We start from the raw sequence: 24,796 nt of genomic DNA, 5'->3' as shown, positions 1-24,796 counted from the left end.
TACATCTCAAAGGTATTGCTGAGGTGATATTTTTCCTAAGCATTACCTTTACTAAAAGGTAACTCTGCATTAATCGCCTCCATTTCCTGCTGTTCCATTTCATTCACTTCCCGAATATAGGGGCGCAAAATTTGTCCTAAACGATTGTTGTAAAAGCGATGGAGACTGTAATTGGGTTTGGCTGGAAACCCTCGCCGTTTCTTGTGTCTACCTCCTGCACCGGGGTCAAAAGTTTGGATACCGTGAGCGATCGCCCACTCAATCGGTTTATAATAGCAAGCATCAAAATGTAAGCAATCTATTTCCTGAAAACTACCCCAATAACGTCCATATAGTCTGTCATCCTTAAATAGACAAAAGGACATTCCCACAGGTTGGCGATGATCTTGCTCATTGTAGGCAGCAAAAAACACCACCCGATGGCGATAACTATAGTGTAACTGCTCAAAAAACCTCTTTGTCAGGTACTTGCTACCCCACCAACCAAACTTATCGCAGGTGTCAGCATAAAACTCGTACATCAAGGGAAACAGAGACTTAGGAATTTCCTCACCAGTTAATGCTTCAAGTCTTAAACCTGCTTTTTCTACAGCCTTGCGTTCCCGTTTAATATTGCGTCTTTGATTAGCATTGAATACTGTCAAGTAATCATCAAAAGCTTGAAATTCTGCGTTTTCCCAAATGTAACTATGGTGTAACCAAGGCGTAAAACCTTGTTTTTCCACTACAGCACGCCATTGAGGATCAACATAGAGAAAATGACAGCCGGAAATACCATGCTTGATGCAGAAAGAATCAATTTCATGCAACATTATCGCCGTGATTTCTTCCTCATCTTCCCCAGCAGCAATTAAGAAGCGATAGCCTTCCGCCGGAGTAAATGGAGACATTCCCAACATTTTTGGATAATATTCTACCCCAATGCGTGAGGCTAACTCTGCCCACTGATGATCAAATACAAATTCGCCTTGACTATGCCCTTTTAAATAAAGTGGCGCAGCAGCAATTAATGTTCTATCTCGCCACAGCGTCAAGTGATTTGGCAACCAACCTGCGTTCGCTGTAGCACTGTGGGAGGTTTCCATATTATTCAGCCACTCCCACTCCAAGAACGGGGTTTTTAGTGGCATTGCCAAAGCATCCCAGGCTTCTTGGGTAACTTCGGCAATTTTGTTAGTCCAAACGACAGAATAGTTAGGTTTAAGTGGTTTTACCATCGTGTGGCTTTTAATATTTAACAATTTAGCAAAAGCTTTCATTAGCGTAATCTATAGAAGCTTGTGGTTGCAGCCGATAGCGCCAAAATACTTCTTATTCTATTGTATGAACTTGTAGAAGTTGCCACTTGTGAGAAATCCGGGTAAAAATTCTTGCCCTTGATCAATTTCTTCGGTTGGTGTTTCCGTAACCAGAATTTGCTCAAATTCTGAGCCTGATTGTCAAAAATTTGCCCCCACTTTAGTCGTAATTAACCAGCATTTAACTGGTTGCTGAAAGAATTTAATATCCGGATTAAGGTGGTCAGAACTCGAAATCACTATATGAACGGGCTGAGGAGTTCTATTTTCTTTTGTTCTCTGTTGCAGCAGCGTTGAATCTGATACCGTAATTGTTGTACCGTAGACACGGAGCGTACCTGCCCCGAATAAAACGGCATGAGAGGCAGCAATTTGTTTTTCCAGGTGGGTTGTATCAGCCCCTGAGGCCAACAGTGCGATCGCTTAAAATCTGCTATCTTGCCATCTACACTCATGTCCACAACTACTGTGGAATGAGGAACATATTTTACCATTGGATTGGTTTGATAGTTTTGAACTTTTTCTTGTGAATGAGTTGATTGTAGAAAAGCCTTGCCAACAGAACAATGTTGATTAATTTCATCCTTAGATAGATATGCAAAACCAGCCGCTATTACATATACTGTCTAATAGTTTTGGTATCTCTAATGTCTTTTTACCTAATAACAGTTTGATATTTTTAACAAGTTACAATAAATTTCCCATAAGTTTATAAAATGTCTCGTTTAGCTAGTCTAATTGCATATCGGTGTTATTGTGGTTTGCAGATGCGAAGTGAGACACTCGATGGCTAAGTTCCGTCAATCGTCCTTTCGACGAATTTTAGTAACAAGAATTCTTTTGGTGTTTGTTCCGGTGTTATTAGTCGGAGAAATGGTGGCTCTGAATAAGGCACGCTCAAGCCTTTTGACAACTGCTCGACAAAACTTAACAGAGAGCGCTATCAATAAAGGTGAAAAAATTACCGATGCGATTGCATTACTGAAAACTAATTTGCTGAGTGCTAGTCAAACAACTGTCATTAAGTCTGGTTACTCCGATCAAGTTCAAACATTTCTCAATCAACTAGCGCAACAACTACCAAACCACATTGATTGTATTCAATTAAAAAATCTCCAAACAGGTAACATTATTGCTAGTAGCTGCGGTGATAAAGCAATTTCAGAATTAAAATCATCCTTTCCCAGTGATGAAGTGCAAATCCAAGCTATATTACCACCCAAAGCCGGAACAACTGGCAAAAAAAATACACAGAATCAGCTGCAATTGCTGTTATCAGCCCCAGTTTATAATCGTCGAGGAAATTTAGCTTATGCCTTAATTCTGCAAACGACATTGCATCAAAAAACTACAAATCAACCGGGTTCACTGACAGGATCTTTGGTAGTCATTGCTGAAAATGGAGCTATTTTGGCTCACCCTTTGCCAGAAAGAGTTGGAACTAATATTAATAATTACTCAGATGCTGAACAACTAAAAAGCTTAATTAAAAATGCAGTTGCAGGACGGAATGATTCAATAAATTTTAATTTTATAGAAAGTGAAGAATTAGTTGCTGGTTATACAGCTATTCCTGATCCCATTACCCCAAAGCAGAAAAAGAAATGGGTCATCTTAGCTGTAACAAGTGTAAAAAATGCACTGTTTAGTTTAGATGAAATCAAACTTATCCTTATTGTTTTGACTGTCGGTTTAATTGGCGCAAGTTTGTTAGCATCATTATATTTAGCTCCTTATCTAGCAGGCCCTGTAGAAGAACTCAGAGACTATGCTTTAAATATTCACAGTCACCACGCTGCACAACCAATTCCTCGTAACTTTGAAATTCGGGAATTTAATCAACTGGCACAAGCACTAGATCAAATGGTTGAACGACTTAAAGCATGGGCAGAAGAACTAGAAATAGCCTGGAAAGAAGCAAAATCAGCCAACAAAGTTAAAAGTCAGTTTTTAGCTACGACTTCCCATGAATTAAGAAACCCACTAAATATTATTATTAACTGCGTTCGCTTAGTTAGAGATGGAATGTGTGATGACCGAGAAGAAGAATTAGAATTTCTCCAGCGAGCGGATGAAACAGCAATTCACTTGTTAGGAATTATTAATGATTTACTCGATATTTCCAAAATTGAAGCAGGTAAACTCTCAGTAGTGATAACACCTCTAGAATTGCGTCAACTACTGCTAGAGGTCATTAATTTACAATCAGTTAATGTGCAACACAAGGGACTGCAACTGAAATGTGAGTTAGGTAATGAAGCGATACCAATTAAGGCAGATGAAGTAAAACTCAAACAAGTTCTCATTAATATCATTGGTAATGCTACAAAATTCACCGATACAGGGAGTATCACCATTAGTACAGATATTCAGCACAGTCATGGTAAATATCATGTCATAGTCTCAATCAAAGATACAGGAATAGGTATTGATCCTGGACAGCAGCATAAACTATTTCGCCCCTTTGTGATGGTGGATGGTACAACCACACGCAAATTTGAAGGAACTGGACTAGGATTAGCAATTTCTCGCAATTTAATCGAACTCATGGGAGGAACTATTACTCTTGAGAGTTTGGGTTTGCACCAAGGGACGACGGTAAAAATTATATTACCTTTGATTGATATACAGCAGTTACCTAACTCAGTAAAAAAAGGGGATTTAAGAAATAGTGAACATACTTCTATTAATGAAGTGAAAGCAATTAGTTATCCTAGCTTGCAGCCAGCAGAGATAAAGGGAGAACACGTAGATACAGGTGATATCAATCAACTTTTACAACAAGGGGAAAAAGTAGCAAAGCTTTAATATTTCCTCTTGGAATTAAGTTTTATTTTCAGAATCCAATACGATATAGGGCGGGGAAACCCCATTCAATACAATATAGAGCGGGGAAACCCTATTCAATACAATATAGGGCGGGGAAACCCCGCCCCTACTTAGGATAAAAAACTGTACCTGATAACAGTAGGAAGCGCTGTATATTTAGTCCTATATAAATTAAATTTATGGCGATCGCTTGTCTAACCCGCTGAACGGTTACTACAAATCATAAAATTAAGGATTAGTGATTTTAATAGATTTACCACCTTGCTGAAGAGATGTCGTCAAAGCGGTGAGAATTTCTACTAATTCTCTACCTACCCAACCAGAGGAAACCAGAGAAGGGGTATTCTGGAGGATAGAGACAACAAAGCGATCGCACACTTTCTGTAATGGTTCACCCTTTTCAATGTCCAGCACTTCTTGGCTTTGATTCACAGGAATAAAGAAATTTTCCTGTTGAGAAAACTCTCCATGTATCAGAGTTAACGGTGATGGGGAGGACATTTCATCAAAAATCAAGCTACCCTTGCTACCCACAATCCCTAATCGTCTCTGTTTATCAGGATTTAGCCAACATAGGTGAATATAGGCTTGAAATTGATCTGGATAAGTCAGCTTTACCCAAACTAAATCAGCTAAACCTTGGTTTTCTGTTGCGGTTCCCTCAATTTCCCTATTTTCCTGTAGCCACACCGTACCTGTTGCTTGTACTTTCACAGGTAATTCACCTAACCAAGTGTTAAAGATGGCGATATCGTGAATAGCTAAATCCCACAATGCATCAACATCTTGCCGAACGGGACCCAAATGGGTGCGGGTAGCATAGCCATAACGTAAAGCACCTAATTGACCAGACTGAACAACAGTTTGACCTCGTTCCACGGCTGGATGAAATAAATAGGTGTGATCAACCATGAGTATCAATTGCTGATAATCGGCTAATTGGCAAAGTTCCCGGCATTCTTCTGGATTAAGAGTTAAGGGTTTTTCTGCCAAAACATGATATCCCAGCTGGAGAGCATCTTTAATTAAGGCATAGTGAGTGGTAGCAGGAGTTGCGATCGCTATTGCATTCACTCCTGGAACTTGCTTGACAACTTGCCAATCAGTTGTTAATAATACATCTTCACCTAAATTGAATTGTTGTTGGACTGCTGTCAATCTTGCTGGATGGTTGTCTACTACAGCCACTACATACACTTGAGGATGTGCTAAAAAATTTCGCAGTAAATGTACTCCCCAACGTCCTACCCCGATGATCGCAAGTTTAATATGAGTCATTAGTTTTTAGTCATTTGTCATTTGCTCCCTTAGCAATCACCTCTTCAGTAACTGCTACATAAGCTACTTTAGCTGCTGCCTGTTCAGCTGCTTTAATAGAGCGTCCCTTGCCTTGTCCTAACATTTTTTCATTTAACCAAACTTCAGCCACAAAACGCTCTTGAGTGCCGTGGGGTTGATTCACCTCCACTACTCGATACTCTGGCAGAACTTTAAATTGTGCCTGAGTCCATTCTTGGAGAGCCGCTTTATAGTTGAGTCTTGCGGGATCAAGACGAATTTCTGTAGTCAGTTGTTGGAAGTGGGGATCTAACCAAGGACGAATCAGATTGAGATTGTGAGTACTGAGATAAAGCGCTCCCAGAACTGCTTCAAAAGCATCTGCAAGTCTTGATTCTTGACCAACATGATCAGCGGTAGCACTACCAGCGACGAGTAAGTATAATTCTAAACCATATCCTCTTGCTAATTGGGCAAGAATGCGATCGCTCACCAAAACGGAACGAATAGCCGCAAAATCCCCCACAGAGCAATCAGGATAATGTTCCCATAACATTACAGCCGCTACCAGCCGCACCACCGCATCACCCACAAACTCCAGCTGTTCATAATTTGCCGACTCAGAAACAGTCGCATGAGTTAGCGCCAAATCAAGTAAAGGCCACTTTATCGGTGCATCTTTTGACAAACCCAGCTTTTGGACTAAACTTTCAAGTTGCCGTTGACGGCGGGGATAAACGAGAGACATTCAGTAAGTGTGGAAAAAGGGCTAATAATCCTAACTTAGCATTAAATATAGAGTATAAATACAAGTTGGTTTTTGTGGAAAAACTTACTGTGTCAGCATTTTCATAAATGCAAAGATTTATGAAATTTGGAATTAGCGATCGCCTACCCTACAATAAAAACATGAAGCGAGAGATCAACCGATGATGATTGCACAGATTGAAAGTCAGATTCGTTATGTCACCAATGTAGACGGAGAAACAACCGATGTACTCGTTCCCGTAGAACTTTGGAAACAGCTTATAAGTTCCATCAACTCTGATAATACCAGTGGTTTAGCTTGGATTGATGAACAAGAGCCAAAAGCACAAATATTAGCTGATCTGCAAGAGTCAATGCGACAGGTAGCAACAGGGCAAACTTTCCCAGTTTCACAGCTTTGGGACGATATTAACGCCTAAGATTTATGGTAGAGGTTTATTCTATAGCAATTCACCAAAATCATGATATGGATAAAATTTTTGTAGGGGTTTAGCAATGCTAAACCCCTAGCTATTTAGGTTAACAATTAATTACTTTTCTTCGCTCTTTTCTTTTTCTCTGGTTTTAGTAAAGGTGCATTTAAAGCTTCATGATGTGAGGGTTTGAAATTTTTGATTTTTCATTAGTCCACGCAGGCGGTCACTGAGCTTGTCGATAGCGTAGCGTGGCGTTAGCCATAGTGTGGACTTAGTTTGTGTAGCGGTGATTTCTAATCGCTGAAACTAAAAAACGAACTATGGAAAATAAAAAATCCATAATTCGTTTAAAGAAGAGAGTCGGTAGTAAGCCGGGTTCTGTTCTCTTTCGAGGGCAGTTATCTATCTGGGATGCCTGTTACCAGACACCTCTAGCGGCTCTTGTTTAACGGAACTGGTAAAAGACCAACCATAGTTCCTCTGGCCTTGCTCCCAACCGGGGTTTACCGAGCCAGCACCTCTCGATGCTGCTGGTGCGCTCTTACCGCACCTTTGCACCCTTACCAACCAATTTAAAATTGATGGGCGGTATCTTTCTGTGGCACTATCCTCACGATCGCTCGCACTGGACGTTATCCAGCAAGTTTGGTCTTTCGGAAGCCCGGACTTTCCTCAAACCAGTGTTGATAACTGATCTGCAACTGCCTACGCCTACTCTCTCCTTTATCCAGTGTACGCTTTGATCGCCATCTGTGTCTGGATCGGAATTACTTCTTTTTATTCCAAGGTAAAGCGTAAGTCCAGGGTAGCTTGGTGATGGTAAAGGGACAATTGATAATTGACACTGGAGGAACATTGATACCAGGAGCAATACCGACTCTCATTTCCGAAATCCGCAGCACGAGTTGTAATGAAAATTCTAAATCCTTTGTGCCATCTAGAAAGTCTTTGTATAACTTCTTTTGCTTATCATTCTTTTTGATGGCAGCAACATTAATTAAAGGCGATGCTGGTTTATAAATACCTAATTCTTTATCTCGTTGAAAAACATCTTCTGCGGTGACATTTTCCGAAATAGTTTTCTTAGGAGCAATGATAGTAGGTACTTGGGGTATGGCTAAATCACGAGTTAAATCTGGGGATTTGCGAATCACTCGGCGGGATTGCTGAGTATGTTCAACCACAAAAGAACTATTATCCCAATCAACGTATATGGCAATACTTTCTGATTTATTTTCAATACTCATTGATAACTCTTTCAGATCAGTTTCTATCTTATCTAAACCATAATTACTTGTCTTAAAAGAAATGCCCACTGTATCTTGGAGATTTTGCTCTTTTAATTGTTCATCAACAAGAGCTTTCTGAAAATTCAGCATTACCATATCGTCGATAGATTCAATCATGCGATTGAATGTGTAATATACCCCCAGAATATAAACCGTCAAAACAATGAGATTTTGATCGCCGCTTTGTATTGCCATAAATTTGTTCTTCAACTCCCGCTAATATTTTGTCGATTGTTAGATTAATTTATTGATTATAATTTTTTGGGTGGCATTTTTAATCATGCTTATTAATATCTACTGAATTATTTAGCCAACCCCGTCGCCAAAAAAAGAATATTAATATACCAGCAATCATTGCCATGAATGCCAAGCATAATGGATAACCCCAATACCAATTCAGTTCAGGCATATTATATGGCGATTTTTCAGTATTAAAATTCATGCCATATATTCCAGCCACAAAAGTTAGGGGAATAAAAATTGATGAAACTACAGTTAGCAGTTTCATAATTTCATTCATTTTGTTGCTAACTGCGGAAAGATAAACATCCATTAATCCAGATGATAGTTCTCGGTAAGTTTCCACCATATCCATCACTTGCACCGTATGATCATAACAGTCTCGTAAATAAATTCGCACTTCATCACCAATTAGTTCACTGCCATCTCTAATTAAAGAATTAATTGCATCCCGTTGAGGCCAGATTGCACGACGTAGTTGCAGTAATTCTCGTCTGATTTGATAAATTTTTCGTAGTGTTTGTGGGGTAGGTTTAATAATTACTTCCTGCTCCAACTCTTCAATTTGCTCGCCATAAAGTTCTAATACGGGAAAAAAGCCATCAATAATTGCATCTAATAAAGAATAAGCTAAATAATCCGCTCCTTGTTTGCGAATAATACCTTTATTTTTTTCAATTCGCACCCTTACTCCTTCCAGACAATCATGTTCTGCTTCCTCCTGAACTGTGAGTAAATAATATTTTGCCAATACTAAACTTACTTGTTCACTATAAAAACCATAGCCTTTTTCCTTCGGTACTACCATGCGAGCAATAATCAGCAATTGGTCTTCATAATCTTCAATTTTGGGACGCTCTGTCATATTCACCACATCTTCTAAAACTAGAGGATGTAAATCAAAAACTTTCCCCAAGCGTTCTAAGACATCTCTATTACCTAAGCCTTGTACATCTACCCAAGAAACAGATTCTGTATCCAAATAATTAAGGCAATCTTCAGGGTTAGTAATTTGTTCACGGATAAAGTTAGTTTGGTTATAGTCAATTATAAAAATAATTGGCTGTTCAGCATTTTCATCAATGATGATTGTGCCTGGCAGAGTTCCTGGTTGATGATAATATTCTTTCTCATATTTTTTAGTAATAACTTTAGAAGTACGGCGAATTTTTCTAATCATGCATTTTTACCTAATAGTCATTTGTCAAAGGTTCTAACTAATTCTGGGGGTTTAAGTCAAGAGCTTCTAAAAGCAGCAAGTATGTTAGGCAAGGTCTAAATCTTCATTACAAAACTTAATTACGTTGGCGGTAGCCTGCCTTAGGCATTATTATGTATCCCTAGCGGGACTGTAAGCATTATTATGAATTACGAATTATTGTAATTGACCTTGAGCAAAGCCGCTTTTTACAATTATCGTGAAAAGTCAGCAGTATTACAGCCGACATAATAACATTTATAAGTTTCTGCAAAATTTCTGAATGCTATAAAAAACAGTTTGCCTTTTTGTGAAGACAAACTGTAGAAAAAATTAAAAATTAATTATTTGGGGAAGTTGTGATTAGAACATACCCATGCCGCCCATGCCGCCCATACCACCCATACCGCCCATACCGCCCATGCCGCCCATGCCACCCATACCGCCCATGCCACCATCAGGGGCAGCGGCAGCTTGTTTCTCAGGCTTCTCGACGATAATTGCTTCGGTAGTTAAGACCATCCCCGCAATAGAAGCGGCGTTTTGTAAAGCTGAACGCACAACTTTGGCAGGATCGATGATACCTGCGGCAATTAAATCTTCAAATTCGTCTGTAGCAGCGTTGTAGCCGATGTTAATATCAGTTTCCCGCACTTTGGCAACAATCACGGAACCTTCAACACCTGCATTGTCAGCGATTTGGCGTAAAGGAGCTTCTAGCGCTCTTTCGACGATTTCAGCGCCAATCCTTTCTTCTGCATCGAGGCTGTTTTTAATTGCTTCTATCTTAGAAGCCAGGTAAATCAGGGTAGTACCACCACCAGGAACAATGCCTTCTTCAACTGCGGCTTTGGTGGCGTTAAGTGCGTCTTCAATTCGCAGCTTGCGGTCTTTGAGTTCGGTTTCTGTGGCTGCGCCCACCTTGATAACTGCCACACCACCAGCTAGTTTGGCGATGCGTTCTTGCAATTTTTCTGTGTCGTAGTCAGAATCAGTTTCTTCTAACTGCTGGCGAATTTGAGCAATCCGCTTTTGGATTTCTGGTTTGGTGGTGCTACCAGCGACAATAGTGGTGTTTTCTTTGTCAATGGTGATTTTTTGGGCAGTACCCAACATTTCCAAAGTAGCGGTATCTAGACTTAAACCGATTTCTTCAGAAATCATCTGCCCATCGGTCAGAATGGCGATATCCTGTAATAAAGCTTTGCGGCGTTCACCAAATCCAGGGGCTTTAATTGCTGCAACCGTCAGCACACCCCGTGCTTTGTTGACGACTAAAGTTGCCAAAGCGTCTCCATCGACATCTTCGGCAATTATCAGCAAAGCTTGACCTGCACGGGCAACTTTTTCTAATACAGGTACTAAATCCTGAATGCTGCTGATTTTTTTGTCGGTAATCAAAATGCGGGCGTTTTCAAACTCCACCGTCATCCGTTCGTTGTTGGTGATGAAGTAGGGGGAAATGTAACCCCGGTCAATTTGCATCCCTTCTACTACCTCTAATTCGGTTGTGAGGGATTTGGATTCTTCAACGGTGATGACACCATCTTTGGTGACTTTTTCCATTGCTAGAGCCAGCATATTGCCCACTTCTTCGTCATTACCAGCAGAAACGGTAGCAACTTGAGCGATCGCACTGCCTTCCACTGGCTTGGCTATTTTGGCAATTTCTGCCACTAGCAACTCAACGGTTTTATCAATTCCCCGTTTCAAGCTAATGGGGTTTGTACCGGCGGCAACGTTCCTTAACCCTTCCTTAATGATAGCCTGTGCTAGAACCGTGGCCGTAGTAGTGCCATCTCCAGCAATATCTTTAGTTTTGGAGGCTACTTCTTGAATTAATCTGGCTCCAGTATTTTCCAGAGGATCTTCTAATTCAATTTCTTTGGCAACAGTGATACCATCGTTGACAATTTGAGGTATACCAAATTTTTTTTCTAAAAGGACATTACGACCCTTTGGCCCCAAGGTGATTTTCACCGCGTCAGCCAAGGCGTTAATACCCTTTTCTAAAGACCGTCGTGATTCTTCATTAAATGCAATAATCTTGGCCATGTTTTATTTCTCTAGCGCTTCCATTAGACAATTTAGCACTCACAGGCAAAGAGTGCTAAGTGCCTCAGCTACTGAATTTAACAGATACAAATAAAAAATTGATTAATATTACAGTTAATGCTCATTTTAGATACTGGCAGTAATGGTGGAATTGGGAGATGAACCTAGAGAACTCCCTGAAATCCCTTGGTATTGCTGACCCTAGCGGCACCGGCTGGTTGGCAGTAGTTTTTACTTTTCTTTTGGCTTGGCTTGTAACGTGGCGTTTAATGCCGATTATACGCAAATTTGCCTTACGGGTAGGTTGGGCAGACCAACCCAACGCCCGGCGACTAAATCGAGAACCTTTACCTAATGCAGGAGGTTTGGCTATCTATGCCGGTGTTATCGCCGCTTTGGTACTAGCCAGCCTTTTACGTCCTATTGAACTCCAAGGCGTATTAGCTCAAGTTTTAACGATTCTGTTAGGAGGGTCGATATTAGTCCTTGTCGGCTTTATTGATGACCAATTTGGCTTACCCCCTTCTGTTCGGTTGTGGGCGCAGATTACGACAGCACTGTTGCTGGTTGCCAATGGCATCAGCATCAAAGTGATGTTTGGTACTCCTATTGATTCGCTGCTGTCGATGGCGTTGACAGTATTGTGGGTTGTAGGTATTACCAATGCTATTAACTTAATGGATGGTATGGATGGTTTGGCAGGAGGAATCAGTTTCATTACCGCCATGAATTTGTTAGCGGTTTCTGCCCAATTTAATAATCGGGCGGCGGCTACTTTAGTTTTGGCAGCTTTGGCAGGTGCAGCACTAGGCTTTTTGCGCCATAATTTCTACCCGTCGCGCATCATCATGGGTGATGCCGGAGCATATTTTTTCGGTTATGTACTAGCAGCAACTAGTATTTTGGGCAAACTTCAACAAAATACTGTTTATGCTCTGATCCCCACGGTTTTATTTCTGCTGTTGCCAGTTTTAGACACTACTCAGGTGTTTATCCGGCGACTCTTGGCAGGAAAAAACCCTCTCAGTACTCCCGGTAAAGACCATTTACATCACCGCTTGCTGGCTTGGGGATTATCCCAACGTCACGCCGCTTTTACATTGTGGTCAATTACCTTGTTTTTTAACCTGTTGGCAATGAGAGTACAAGGGATGAGTTTGCTAGTAATGATGGCTTGTGCCAGTAGTGTTATTTTGCTTTTAGCTTTTACTGTCTGGCAACGAATATACAGCAGGGAACACGGAACAGGGAACTCTTAACTCTCTTTGAAACTCTCTTTTTCTATGATTGATACAAATGGACAGACGTGGGGACGGGGAGACGGTGAGAGGCGGGGATTCATTTGTAGCTTTAATTAAGTGAATTGATAAGTACCCCGACAGAATTAATTACACGGATTGTTTTTCTGTTCCCCGTTCCCTGTTAAGAGTTCTCTCTCTCCACTAATGAATTTAATTTTGTCCGACTACTTGTATAGCCGTGGACAGGGTGGTTAGGACATCAATTGATAATGAAACTCCCACTTAAAGAGGGTTTACTCCTGACTCCTGAACCGAAGGTCTGCGAAGCGTCTCCTGACTCCTGACTCCTGCTATAACTGCGGCATTTTCATTTCTATCGTGGACATGACCGCAGTTTTCACGTATTTGGACTACACTCTTTATTTCTCTGGAGCGTGAAATAAAAAATGTGGTTCACTTACTTGAAAATCCAAAATCTAAAATTGCTATTATCGCCCTAAATCGTGCATTTCATTAATTACAGATGCACATTTTTGTGTCAATGTCTCCAATTCTTGTTTATTAGTGGAACTAGGAGCATCAATTAATTTACCAATTCTGACAGTCAGGGGAACTGAACGGGGAAGCGATGAACCTGGGTGTAAAATCTTGTCAGTACCCCATAAACTTACGGGTAAAAAAGGTACTTTTGCCTTTGCTGCTAGTAGTGCGGCTCCTCTTTTGGGGTCAGTAATCCGACCATCTGGGGTACGAGTCCCTTCTAAAAAAACGCCCACAGCCCAACCATTATCAAGACATTCTAAAGCAGAACGGATTGCAGTCCGATCAGCACTTCCCCGACTAACCGGGTAAGCACCGTATAATTTAATTGCTTGTGCTAAAACTGGGACTTTAAATAATTCTTCTTTAGCCATGTACGCGACGGGACGACGTACACAACTAGAAACAATTGGTGGATCAAAGTAACTGGCATGATTGCTGACTACTAGCAATGGGCCCGTTTGAGGGACGTTTTCCACGCCATAAATCTTGATCCGAAAGTAAGTATGCAGCATAGGACTAACCACTGACCATTTAAAGGCGTGATACAGTGCCAAACTAATTAAGGGTTCACGAGTTCTAGTCACAGAAAATAATATAAATAAAACAGAATTCAGCAGTCAGAATTCAGCAGTCAGAATTCATTTTAACCTTTAACTGGGAGCATTCTCCCAGATCATAACTTTCTATTTCTTCTACACTAGTTTCCTAATGTTAAAGCCTGCTGACCTTGGGGCGAAGTTGCATAGCCTAGGAATGCTTGCACTCCCACATTAGCAGGGTCTTTATAAACGTAATACAGTGAACGTTTGTAAGGATAACTAGCGGCTTCTGGAGTCAAGCCCTCAATAGCAACAACTCGCACGGTTTGCTGATTAGCAACTTGAGCAAAGGTAGCATAGCCGATACCATCTTTTTTCAAAGCTTGAATTAAGGGAGTTGTAGCATCTTGCGGTAATGTCGTAATGTTGGGTGTCGTCCCAAAATTAGCTCCTTTTAACACCAATTCTTTAAATGTTTGATGTGTGCCACTAATTATCGGTCGATTAATAACGCGGATTGTTGCAGGTGAACCACCCACTGCTGACCAATTATTAATTTTTCCCTGAAAAATATCTGCAATTTGGCTGCTGGTTAATCCTCGGTTGAAAGGATTTGCCTTACTGACAATCAGAGCGATCGCATCTTGTGTTACAGTAACAGTCTTCAATCCCTGACCTTGCTCTTGTGCTGTCAATGGTCTGGAAGCTGCGGCAATATCAACTTTACCAGCCAATAGATCCTGAATTCCCTTATCTGTCCCATTCCCAAATGTTTCTACCTTTGTACCCGCAAACTGTTTCTCAAAACTATTTTTAAGATTTTGGTTAATTGTCACCATACTGGTAGAACCGTCTATTTTTACGGTAGTACCGCTGGCTACTGTTGTTGGTAGTGAAAAAGCCCCAGTAGTAGTTGTAGTGGTTGAAGCAGAGTTCCGCATGAAAAACCACCAGTAACCACCACCCAAAAGCCCTAAAAACAACAAGATAAAAACAATAGGAGGTGGTCCGCTTTTCTGACTCATAAATTCCTATTTATTCTGGTAGTTGTTTGGGTTGAGAATCTTGTAACCTTTGCAAACGACGGGCAACTTCGTCGTCTAATGTCATATTTTCGATTTCGGCCTGTAGTTTTTCTGCTGGATTTTCTGACAATTCTGCTAAAGCTTCTGTCTTGAGATTTCGACGTTCTACTGCATCTTTAGCTTTTTCAAAGTCACTTTTAGCAGAACCAATGTCAAATTCATTATTGACTTTGGCTATCATAGCCAGAGCTTCATTTACCTCTGACATATCTTTCATATTCTGCATATCGGCTTTATAACTTTCTAGCTTCATACGCTCACGGTTGAGTTTATCTTTAGAAGCCTTGACTGCCATTTCCGCCTGTTTAACCATTTCTTCTAGTTTGGGCAAGATTTGCTCTGTTTGAATAGCCTTACTCATGGCCATTCGCGCTGCTTCTTCATTGCCACCATTTTGAGCAATCATCGCTTGTTGCTCTAGGGTTTTGAATTCTTTAACTTTTGTCTCATATTTATTCTTGGCGGTTTTATAAGCACCTTCTTGAGCCGCAACTGCTACAGCCAGTTTCTGCACTGCTTCTTGCATTGACTGTAGAGATTCTTCAGCAACGGCTACAGCCACTTTACCACCAGACTCGACAGGCATTCCCCATAACCAGTTCCAAGTCCCAACTATGGTTCGCCCTGCCCTTTCACCCATTATCCAGTAGACAGCTTTTTTCATAACCCAAAGTTATTTCAGTGAGGATGGTTATGGTAATATTTTTACCTTAATATAGACATATACACCAGTCTTATGTCAACTTTTTCAGGTATTTAGCAAAAACTTATATTAAGCTATCACGCCTGTAAATTGCATAATTATGATTTTAGGCAAAACTTTTTCATTAGCCAAACCCATCATTAGACATGGACTAAATTTAAATGTGTATCTTCTAGAATGCTTGTAGAGACGTTCCTGAAAAAGTCTCCACATTCATTATTTACTACAGAGATTTATTGAGCATTACTATCATCAGTGAGATGATTTGTGCATAAGATTGGACATTCCACGGACTTGTTTCCAGACCAGTCTGTGAAAGTGTTGTCATCTTTGTAATGACGAGGAGTTTGCAGCATCAATTGCCATGCTTTGCCAGCATTCAACAAATTGAAACGTTCAGGGTAATGTGTTTGTAATAATTCTTGCACCATTGGCGCGTAATCTGAATTTATGCCAGGAAAAATGTGATGTTCGGTATGGTAAGAAAAGTTAAAATGTAAAACATCAAATATTTTAGGAACTCGAATAGAAAGACTATTGATCAGAGGATCATTTACACTTGTCATTTTACATACCATATGATTAGTATAGATATAAAATATAAGACCTGCATAGCCTATCCAAATTGGTAAAAAGTAGCCCAGGAGAAGTTTAACGGGATGGAATTCCAGGTAAGTTAAGATGCTCCCATGTATTCCTATGATAATTAATAATTCTAGAGCGATCGCACGTCGTTCTTTGCCACTAACTGTAAAAGCTACCACAGGATATTCGGCTTTACCATTGTTAAATAATAACACTGAGGTCAGGTTACGAAATGCGTGAACTCCCCAAGCATGACCCATACCGATAAACAGTAAAATAGGATTTACCTCAGCGGAGGGGACAAAAGCATTCTGAATCCATTTACCCCAATTTTGAGGTTGGCTATCTAAATAATTGCGATCTGGATCTTGTAAAGAATTTGTTTTATTGTGATGTTCTCGATTGTGTACTGCCTTCCATAAAGTTGGTGGCATCCATAACATTGTTAATCCCAGCAGACTAATTACTTGCCTCAACCGGGGATTTTTAATGCTGCGGCTGTGGAGCAAATCGTGGGTACTAAAAAGGAGAACAATAACACTATTACCCATCACTAATGCTAGTGGCAAATAAAGCCAGAGAAAATACCAATTCCAGTCATCAAGGTGATTGGCAATTCCCCAACCCAGCCCTAAAATTGCTAGATTAATTAACAGAATCCAGACTTTAGTAGTATCAGGGAGAAATGCTTCTGCTGGAAGTAAAGGACGCAGCTTTTTAGCATAGTCTGCTTGCGTCATCCAAGTGTTTTGTTCAACTGTATTCATGAATATTTTTAGTTTTGTTTGAATAGTTATTAAGCCGATTTTTGAGAAATCGTCAGGAACTTTAAGGTCGATTTTTTTGGCGTTATCTTACTGAAACCCTTAACAAATTACTGGAGTTCATCAAGTCAATCTTTAGACAAAAAAATAGGCTACATAACTTTTTTATGATATTGAAATCGCTATTCCACCAGACCAAAAACTTCAAGGAATAAAGATTCTACCCGCTCCCATATAGTTTTCAATATCTAATACAATATCAACTAGACGAGCCGCACATTTTTCTCTATAACCACGCTCATCGAATCGATCAGGATTTCCAATAGTGAGAATTGGTAGTGAAGTTTCTATATTTTCCTCACGAATCATTTGCTCTAGCGAATCAGATCCTTTCATATTGCGATTAGCTGTAATCAGAATCATTTGGTTTGCTTGAGCAAATTGCCACACAATTCTGTCACTACTATCTGTTGCTAATCCAATTTGTTTAAAAGTGAAAAAGCGAATTGACAAGAGATCAACCCAACCTTCTGCTGCAAGTGTTCCCCAGAATAAAACCGCGTCCCCTGTCAAATTATAGTCAATTAGAAAATTCATGATTGGGATGTAATGCGCTCTTTCCACGATTGCAGTTTTGCACGCAGAGCTTCCTGACCAACTTTAGTAGGCATAGCTGCTATTTTGGCAAATCGTTCGCGGTTTTGTTCTTGCCAATACTGTCGAATTTCCTCTGCTGTTTGGAGAAATTCTTGATACTCAGTTTCTATTTCCGCAGGATGAGCATCTATGTAAGCTAAAGCCAAGTTAATCTGCTCATCATTTAGTCCGAGCTTTTCACGAATCAACTTGGATGGATATTGGGCTTTTAAATAGTCCATCACATCGTACAAGGTAATACGAGTTCCGGTTATCATCAGTCCTTTTTCTGTCCGAATGATACCTGATTGTTCATTGGATACGGTTGTCATATCCATCATCTCCTAGAAATTGTTTCTGTTGACCCTAATTTAATTGTGAATGAATTTACCCTAAACAGGTAACTCAGCAGCATTACGAATGTTTTCCAAAATCAAGCCTGGAGCAGTACGTTTAATCAAACCAGTTAAAACATTACCAGGACCAATTTCTACAACTCGCTCAATTCCATTTTCTGGTAATTGTAGAGAAATTTCTCGCCACCGAACTGAACCTGTCATTTGTCGAGAAAGGCGCTGTTTTAATACGTCAGCATCTACTGTGGCAACAGGTTCGACATTAGACAAAACTGGGACTACCGCTGATTCAAAAATCACTGAGTCGAGAATTTCTTGGAATTCAGTGGAAGCAGCTGTCATTAAATGTGAGTGAAATGCTCCTGAAACTTTTAAGGGGATAGCGCGCTTGGCTTTGACTTGCGACATTACAGCCTGTACACCATCTGGAGTCCCAGAAATGACGACTTGAGCCGGACTGTTATCATTTGCTAGAACTACATTAGGTGTATCACTAATGACTTTTTCCAATTCTTCACGGTCAAAGTTCATCAGTGCAGCCATCATTCCACCTGCGGAACTATCCATGATTTCCGCCCGACGTTTAACTAAGTGTAAGCCCGTAGACCAATCAAAAACGCCAGCAATATAAAGGGCTATGTATTCTCCTAAACTATGACCAGCAACTAAATCTGGTTGCTGTCCTCGTTCTCGTAGGATATCAGCGATAATGCTTTCTACTACGTAAAGAATCGGTTGAGTATACAGTGTGCGTGATAGTTTTTCTTCATCATTTTTACAGATATCTATGACAGACCAGCCCAAAATTGCCTCAGCTTGGGCAAATTTTTCTTGAGCAGATGGTATTTCTAGTAGATCCATTCCCATACCTAAGGTTTGCGAACCTTGTCCGGGAAACACCCATGCAGTTTTAGTCATTTGTCATTAGTTATTAGTTATTAGTTATTAGTCATTGGTCATTGGTCATTGGTCATTGGTCATTGGGCAGGAAATTCCCTCCCCTGCCCCCTGCCCCCTGCTCCCTGCCCCCTGCCCCCTGCTCCCTGCCCCCTGCCCCCTGCTCCCTGCCCCCTGCCTCTTTACCTTCCCCAGTTATTAGTCATTGGTCATTCATTGGTCATTGGTCATTGGTCATTGGGCAAGAAATTCCCTCCCCTGCCCCCTGCTCCCCTGCTCCCTGCCCCCTGCCTCTTTACCTTCCCCATTGAAAAATTGCTGCACCCCAGGAAAGACCAGCACCAAAGCCGGAGGTAGCAATGATATCATTGGTTTGAATTTTTCCTGCTCGCACTGCTTCATCTAATGCTAGGGGAATAGAAGCGGCGGAGGTGTTACCATAATTGGAGACATTACTGATTACTTTATGTTCTGGAATATTTAAACGCTCCGCTACAGCGTTCAGTATTCGCTGATTTGCTTGATGTAATACGAGCCAATCTATGTGGTCAACGGTGAGATTAGCTGCAAATAAGGCTTTGTCTATAACTTCTGGGACTTTTTGAACAGCAAAGCGATAGACTTCTTTGCCATTCATGCTGATAGGCTGATAAGTTCCTTTGGTTACATTTATACCTGGACTCAGTTCTTGGGCAGAACCTTCATAACCGATGTTGAGATAATGATTTTGAGTGCCGTCACTTTTAAGAGAAAATCCTAACAAGCGATCGCTCTTACTGGCCTGCAAAACTATTGCCCCTGCACCATCGCCGAACAACACACAAGTCCGCCGATCTTGCCAATCTACCCAACGAGAGAGGATATCTCCCCCTATCAGCAGTACATTTTGATAAACACCTGTTTTAATGTATTGGGCTGCTGTGACTAGTCCAAATACAAAGCCAGAACAAGCTGCTGTTAAGTCAAAAGCGACTGCTTTGACAGCGCCTAATTCAGCTTGAATGCGGCAAGCACTACCAAATAAATCGTCTGGGGTAGAAGTTGCCAGCAAAATTAAATCAATATCCTCTGGATTAATTCCTGCTGCTGCAATAGCCTGCTGACTAGCAGTAGTAGCAAGTGAAGTTAATGACTCAGGTGGCAATGCTAACCGCCGTTGACTAATTCCTGTTCTTGTGGTAATCCACTCATCTGATGTTTCTACCAGTTGAGTTAGTGATTTATTATCTAGGGTAGTTGCTGGTACTGCCGAGCCACTGCCTGTAATTGCTACACCATTGAATATTGGCACTCTTAATCTCCTATAAGCTTCAGCATTTTTGTCAGTTGTCATGTGTCAGTTGTCAATTGTCATTTTTATCAAGATAAGTAACTAATACTAATGACTAGTGACCGTGCCAATTTTAGATTTTAGAGGGGAGATTTTAGATTAATAAAGAAATCGGGCATTGAAAATGAAATTAATTTTTCTATAGTTAATCCAAAATCTAAAATCTCAAATCCAAAATTGAATGACCAATGACAAATGACTATGGCTGTTCGCGTAGCGTTTCCTAGAGAAGGCTAATCGCTTTCACTCTGTAGGATTTGATATTGGGACTGAAGTCTTTGCAGTACCTGATTGTCTACAGCTTCTTTGGCCATGCGAATCGCACTAAAAATTGACGGCGCTTGGGAACTACCATGACCGATAAAACAAATTCCGTCTACCCCTAAAAGTAAAGCACCTCCATGTTCGGCGTGATCCATGCGCTGTTTAACGCGTTTAAGGTTGGGTTTTAAAATTGCCGTGCCAATTTGACCATGTAAACCTTGGGGTAGTTCTTCCCGCAGAATTTGCAGAATTACTCCGCCCACAGCTTCGGCAAATTTTAGTAAAATATTACCCACAAAGCCATCGCATACAATCACATCAAATTCACCAGAGAGGACATCCCGTCCTTCGGCATTGCCAGTAAAATTAATTTGGGTATTTTCCCTTAAGAGTTGGTGGGCGCGGAGAGCTACTTCATTACCTTTAGTATCTTCTTCGCCAATATTCAATAAACCTATTTTGGGTTCAGGTGTTCCCAAAACATATTGACTATAAATCGATCCCATGACAGCAAACTGCTCTAAAAACTTAGGACGGCAGTCTACATTAGCGCCGACATCAAGTATCATCACTGGTTTGCCTGCGACGATTGTGGGAAATACTGTCCCAATAGCTGGGCGATCAATTCCTGGTAATCGTCCTAAGCGGAGCAACGCTGATGCCATTGCGGCTCCAGAGTGACCCGCAGAAAATACTGCATCTGCTTGCTGTTTCTTGACTAAATCCATCGCTATATTGATGGAAGCCTTCCGTTTGCGTCTAACAGCGGTGATCGGTTCCTCATCCATAGCGATCGCTTCCTCAGCAGGAACAATCTCTAAACCCGCCATATTTGTTTTTGGCGGCATAGCAGCTTCAATTTGCTGTGGATCACCCACCAATAATATTTTTACGCCCAATTCTTCCCGCGCTCGCAGTGCGCCAGAGACGATTTCAGCGGGTGCATGATCTCCCCCCATTGCGTCAATTGCGATCCTTACACCAGTCGATCCCATTGCTCCTAGCTCAAAGAAACCTTACAAATTTTATCAGATTGCAATACTTAACAATTAAAAATTCCCAATTAAAAATTAAAAAAGTACACAGGGGGTGGAAAAGTCGTTTTGATTGGAGTGAAATTGGATAATTTATTTTTTGGAGTTCCCTGAGTAGGCAAGGATGGGTTTTCCCACCCTTGTCTTCAAATTAAACTAACCTAAAACCCAGCTAACCAAAGTCCTGACACCAAAACCGGTTGCACCTGCACCGTTGTAGCCATTTTCCTTATCTGCCCAAACGGGGCCGGCAATATCTAAATGCGCCCAGGGGGTATCTTTCACAAATTGCTTGAGGAAAAGGGCAGCAGTAATGGAACCTCCATAACGGGGGCCTGTGTTTTTCATGTCGGCAATGCCAGATTTTAATCCGTCAAAATATTTGTCTTCCATTGGCATCCGCCAAATTTTCTCACCTGCTGCTTCTGAGGCTGTTTGCAGTTGGGAAGCGACAGCATCATCAGGTGTAAATAAACCGGCGATATCATCACCCAAGGCAACTACACAAGCACCTGTGAGGGTGGCTAAATCAACGATCGCATCTACTCCCAATTTATCGGCATATACCAAGGCATCAGCCAGGGTTAAACGCCCTTCTGCATCGGTGTTGTTAACTTCGATTGTTTTGCCATTAGATGCGGTTAAGATGTCTCCAGGGTGCATAGCCTTACCGCTAATCATGTTTTCGGTGACAGCGGAAATAAAGTGAACTTCCACATCTGGTTTTAACTGTCCAATGGCTTTAGCTGCACCTAATGTGGCCGCTGCACCACCCATATCCATTTTCATGGTCTCGATGCCACTACCAGCACCTTTAATATTTAAACCACCAGAATCAAAGGTTACACCTTTACCGATAATTGCTAATTTGCGTTTGGGTGTGGTGGCTGGTTTGTAGATGAGGTGAATAAATTTTGGTGGTAAATCAGAAGCTTGGGCGACTCCTAAAAATGCACCCATACCTAATTTTTCACATTCTTCTTTTTCCAGGATTTCCAGTTGTAAACCGTGTTCAGCAGCTATGGCTTGGGCAGTTTCTGCCATAGTGATGGGTGTAACGGCGTTAGCAGGGGCTGCTACTAACTGCCTAGCCAAAATTACCCCTGAAACAATTTGATTAGCGCGGGTTATGGCTGCTTCTTGTCCAGTTAATCCTAGTAAATCAATAGTTTCGATATTGGGATTTTTATCTTCTGGTTCCGATTTAAAGCGCGTATCTTGGTAAAGTGCCAGTTGTGCGCCTTCGGCTATAGCTTGAGCAGTTGCGGCAGGATCGTTGTTAAATACTGGTAGACTGATTCCCAGAGTTTTGGTTTTTTGCTTTTTAGCAGTTCGCGCTACTGTAGCCGCAACACGGCGTAAAGTTTCTAGTTTCAGCGCGTCTGGTTTACCTAAACCGACCAAAATCAATTTCCGCACATTGTTTCCAGCACCTACCCGCGTGAAAATAGTGCTATTGACTTTACCAGTAAATTCTTCTTCAGCAATCAGTTCTTTTAAGATGCCGGCGAATTTCTCATCTAAAGCTGCCAACTCACCAGTTAATTCTACTGCGTCTTCAAATAAGGCGATCGCTAAAGTATCACCACTCCAATCTAATAAAGCCTTATCACTAGGTTGAATCGTCATTTTTGTAATGTTCTGTAAACCGTCCTTCTTGTACCAGTATTGCTTAAAATTTCAGGATCATGGGGAAGGGTGTTATGAGTACTCGCTTCCATTTCTTGTAGATTAACTCTATGGGTAGATGTTGAAGAAGACGCGGGGACACCCCATGTTTAAAGCCAGGGGATTCCAGCAAGGAATGTCTTTTTTCTTCTCCACGACTCAAGTCAGGGGCTTTAAACCATTTGCGTCGAACGTCGGACACAGGCGACTCTCCGCGTCTCCCACTCTGGAGCGTCCTCTTCGGTCAAAAAGTGCAATTTACGCATATGTGTATTTAAAATAACCGTTGTGTCTTTGCAACTGCTACAAAGTGTAGAAAGTTACACAGACTTGGGAACTTGTCACTATACATTAAGTCATAGAAAAAATCAAAATCAAGTAATTTAGCTGACCAACCAAGTCATAAAAGGATTTCAATGTCACACAAGTCTTCCTTCACTTTGTTCTGCAAAGATGTTTTAACAGTTACAAGCCTATCCGTAATAGCTGCTGTCTCTGTTCCCTCTCAAGTTCTCTCTTTAACAACTCAAATAGCAGATATTCAAGATAAAAATGTTGGTGAACCACAGCAAAAAAACTACTCATTTATAAATCAGTTGACAGAAGAAGAATCAAATTTTCTCCTGTCTAAAAAAGATAAAGATGATGATAATGACAATAATCGTCGCCGAGGTGATGATGATGACGATGACGATGATGATGATGATGATGATGATGACGATGATCGTAGAAATAATCGCAGACGTTATGACAATGATGATGACCGTGATAATTATCGCAGAGGTGACGATTACAGGGGAGGATATCATCGTTCATCAAAATTATATCGAATCAGAGATTGGGATTGCTTCTTCAAAGTAGGACGGTTAGTTAATTCCAACCGTAAAGCATTGGTCATACACCTAGATATCTTAGAAAAACCAGTTACTAAATACGCAAATGTCGTCTACACAGTCTACGCTCGTCAAAACAATCGTTGGGTGCAATTTTATAGCAGTACCGGAGCAAGGCTAATTGAAAAAAAAGGAGGAAAATTCTCCTTGACCCCAGAGGTAATAGAATTTAACAAACTGCGGGTAGGTAATCTTGATTGGTCGAGATCAGACTTAAGATTTGTCACAGAAATTCGCTACGATTCCAATAGTAAACGAGACCAAAGATTAGTATTTGAAGATGTGTGGAACTATAGTTCGATTACGGAAATTAGTAGTATTACGCAGCTAACGACAGTCAGTTACAGAACTACCAAAAAAGATTATGATGATAACAACAACTATCGCAGACGTGATGATGACGATGATGATCGCAGACGCGAATATCGTCAAGTAAACAATCGTTACTCATCAAAAGCGTTTAGGAGCAAAGACTGGAATTGCTTATTTAAATTAGGCAGGTTAGTTAATTCCAATCAAAGAGCCTTCGTTCTACATCTAGATATTCTGGAAAAACCAGTTACTAAATACGCAAATGTAGTCTACACAATCTACGCTCGTCAAAACAATCGTTGGGTGCAATTTTACAACAGTACAGGAGCAAGACAGATTGCCAAAAAAGGAAACAAATACTTTTTAACTCCAGAGGTAATAGAATTTAACAAACTGCGACTAAATAATATTGACTTATCGAAGTCAGAAATAAAATTTGTCACAGAAATTCGCTACGATTCTCAGACCAGACGTGAGGAAAGATTAGTATTTGAAAATAGCTGGAACTATAATTCGATTACGGAAATTAATAGTATCAGTCAACTGGATATTGTCAGCTTTTAACAAAGACTGAG

Annotated in this window: 20 protein-coding genes, 1 other RNA gene and 1 pseudogene; 4 read left to right on the top strand and 18 right to left on the bottom strand. The window is 40.8% G+C overall.

Annotation, left to right across the window (positions count from 1 at the left end; all coding sequences use genetic code 11):
• Window positions 1-35: 35 nt before the first annotated feature.
• Window positions 36-1,217, bottom strand: a complete 1,182-nt coding sequence (locus tag H6G68_RS09790) for a GNAT family N-acetyltransferase (protein ID WP_190906467.1) — start codon at window positions 1,215-1,217, stop codon at window positions 36-38.
• Between the two features lie 162 nt (window positions 1,218-1,379).
• Window positions 1,380-1,792, bottom strand: a pseudogene (locus H6G68_RS27140) (dihydrofolate reductase family protein); the annotation flags it as partial.
• 292 nt (window positions 1,793-2,084) lie between these two features.
• Between H6G68_RS27140 and H6G68_RS09780 the strand changes: the two are divergent.
• A complete protein-coding gene (locus tag H6G68_RS09780; RefSeq protein WP_190906466.1) occupies window positions 2,085-4,106 on the top strand; it encodes a sensor histidine kinase in 2,022 nt (673 codons plus the stop codon).
• 249 nt (window positions 4,107-4,355) lie between these two features.
• On the opposite strand, the gene H6G68_RS09775 is transcribed toward H6G68_RS09780, so the two are convergent.
• Together H6G68_RS09775 and rnc are read right to left on the bottom strand one after the other, a co-directional pair.
• The gene (locus H6G68_RS09775; protein ID WP_190906465.1) at window positions 4,356-5,405 is read right to left on the bottom strand and encodes a Gfo/Idh/MocA family protein; all 1,050 of its coding nucleotides are present in this window, start codon (window positions 5,403-5,405) and stop codon (window positions 4,356-4,358) included.
• Window positions 5,406-5,415: 10 nt separating this feature from the next.
• Entirely contained in the window at window positions 5,416-6,153 is a 738-nt protein-coding gene (rnc, locus tag H6G68_RS09770; RefSeq protein WP_190906464.1) for a ribonuclease III, read from the bottom strand.
• Window positions 6,154-6,334: 181 nt separating this feature from the next.
• Between rnc and H6G68_RS09765 the strand changes: the two genes are divergently transcribed.
• Window positions 6,335-6,592: an alpha-amylase family protein gene (locus tag H6G68_RS09765; RefSeq protein ID WP_190906463.1), complete on the top strand. Its 258-nt coding sequence runs from the start codon at window positions 6,335-6,337 to the stop codon at window positions 6,590-6,592.
• 348 nt (window positions 6,593-6,940) lie between these two features.
• On the opposite strand, the gene rnpB is transcribed toward H6G68_RS09765, so the two are convergent.
• The 4 genes from rnpB to groL form a co-directional block, all read right to left on the bottom strand.
• Window positions 6,941-7,308, bottom strand: an RNA gene (gene rnpB, locus H6G68_RS09760) — RNase P RNA component class A.
• A gap of 48 nt (window positions 7,309-7,356) precedes the next feature.
• Entirely contained in the window at window positions 7,357-8,073 is a 717-nt protein-coding gene (locus H6G68_RS09755; RefSeq protein WP_190906462.1) for a hypothetical protein, read from the bottom strand.
• Between the two features lie 79 nt (window positions 8,074-8,152).
• Entirely contained in the window at window positions 8,153-9,298 is a 1,146-nt protein-coding gene (gene corA / locus H6G68_RS09750) for a magnesium/cobalt transporter CorA (RefSeq protein WP_190906461.1), read from the bottom strand.
• Between the two features lie 381 nt (window positions 9,299-9,679).
• Window positions 9,680-11,371: a chaperonin GroEL gene (gene groL / locus H6G68_RS09745; RefSeq protein WP_190906460.1), complete on the bottom strand. Its 1,692-nt coding sequence runs from the start codon at window positions 11,369-11,371 to the stop codon at window positions 9,680-9,682.
• Window positions 11,372-11,529: 158 nt separating this feature from the next.
• On the opposite strand from groL, the gene H6G68_RS09740 reads away from it, so the two are divergent.
• Window positions 11,530-12,630, top strand: coding sequence for an MraY family glycosyltransferase (locus H6G68_RS09740; RefSeq protein ID WP_190906459.1), 1,101 nt, complete (start codon window positions 11,530-11,532; stop codon window positions 12,628-12,630).
• Window positions 12,631-13,100: 470 nt separating this feature from the next.
• On the opposite strand, the gene H6G68_RS09735 is transcribed toward H6G68_RS09740, so the two are convergent.
• The 10 genes from H6G68_RS09735 to H6G68_RS09690 all read right to left on the bottom strand — a co-directional run bounded on the left by H6G68_RS09735 (window position 13,101) and on the right by H6G68_RS09690 (window position 22,977).
• Window positions 13,101-13,739 (bottom strand): 1-acylglycerol-3-phosphate O-acyltransferase, encoded by a 639-nt coding sequence (locus H6G68_RS09735; protein WP_190906458.1) that lies wholly within the window; start codon window positions 13,737-13,739, stop codon window positions 13,101-13,103.
• A gap of 113 nt (window positions 13,740-13,852) precedes the next feature.
• Window positions 13,853-14,719, bottom strand: coding sequence for a phosphate ABC transporter substrate-binding protein (locus H6G68_RS09730; RefSeq protein ID WP_190906457.1), 867 nt, complete (start codon window positions 14,717-14,719; stop codon window positions 13,853-13,855).
• 10 nt (window positions 14,720-14,729) lie between these two features.
• Window positions 14,730-15,443 (bottom strand): PspA/IM30 family protein, encoded by a 714-nt coding sequence (locus tag H6G68_RS09725; protein WP_190906456.1) that lies wholly within the window; start codon window positions 15,441-15,443, stop codon window positions 14,730-14,732.
• Between the two features lie 272 nt (window positions 15,444-15,715).
• Window positions 15,716-16,834, bottom strand: coding sequence for a fatty acid desaturase family protein (locus H6G68_RS09720; RefSeq protein ID WP_190906455.1), 1,119 nt, complete (start codon window positions 16,832-16,834; stop codon window positions 15,716-15,718).
• A 201-nt stretch (window positions 16,835-17,035) separates the two neighbouring features.
• Window positions 17,036-17,428, bottom strand: coding sequence for a DUF5615 family PIN-like protein (locus H6G68_RS09715; protein ID WP_190906454.1), 393 nt, complete (start codon window positions 17,426-17,428; stop codon window positions 17,036-17,038).
• A complete protein-coding gene (locus H6G68_RS09710; RefSeq protein ID WP_190906453.1) occupies window positions 17,425-17,799 on the bottom strand; it encodes a DUF433 domain-containing protein in 375 nt (124 codons plus the stop codon). Before H6G68_RS09710 ends, H6G68_RS09715 begins: the two co-directional genes overlap by 4 nt.
• 60 nt (window positions 17,800-17,859) lie before the next feature.
• Complete coding sequence (gene fabD, locus H6G68_RS09705; protein ID WP_190906452.1) at window positions 17,860-18,741, bottom strand: ACP S-malonyltransferase; 882 nt, start codon at window positions 18,739-18,741, stop codon at window positions 17,860-17,862.
• A gap of 274 nt (window positions 18,742-19,015) precedes the next feature.
• Window positions 19,016-20,053 carry a beta-ketoacyl-ACP synthase III gene (locus H6G68_RS09700; RefSeq protein ID WP_199332557.1) on the bottom strand — a complete coding sequence of 346 codons (1,038 nt, stop codon included), beginning with the start codon at window positions 20,051-20,053 and terminating at the stop codon, window positions 19,016-19,018.
• Window positions 20,054-20,283: 230 nt separating this feature from the next.
• Complete coding sequence (plsX, locus tag H6G68_RS09695; protein ID WP_190906451.1) at window positions 20,284-21,309, bottom strand: phosphate acyltransferase PlsX; 1,026 nt, start codon at window positions 21,307-21,309, stop codon at window positions 20,284-20,286.
• Window positions 21,310-21,504: 195 nt separating this feature from the next.
• On the bottom strand, window positions 21,505-22,977 hold the full coding sequence (locus H6G68_RS09690; RefSeq protein ID WP_190906450.1) for a leucyl aminopeptidase: 1,473 nt from the start codon (window positions 22,975-22,977) through the stop codon (window positions 21,505-21,507).
• Window positions 22,978-23,432: 455 nt separating this feature from the next.
• Between H6G68_RS09690 and H6G68_RS09685 the strand changes: the two genes are divergently transcribed.
• Window positions 23,433-24,785: a hypothetical protein gene (locus tag H6G68_RS09685; protein ID WP_190906449.1), complete on the top strand. Its 1,353-nt coding sequence runs from the start codon at window positions 23,433-23,435 to the stop codon at window positions 24,783-24,785.
• Window positions 24,786-24,796 lie beyond the last annotated feature (11 nt).

This window comes from Anabaena catenula FACHB-362, assembly GCF_014698735.1.
GTDB lineage: Bacteria > Cyanobacteriota > Cyanobacteriia > Cyanobacteriales > Nostocaceae > Anabaena > Anabaena variabilis_A.
Note: the sequence above shows the minus strand (reverse complement) of the source record. Positions and strands in the feature narration are given on the sequence as shown.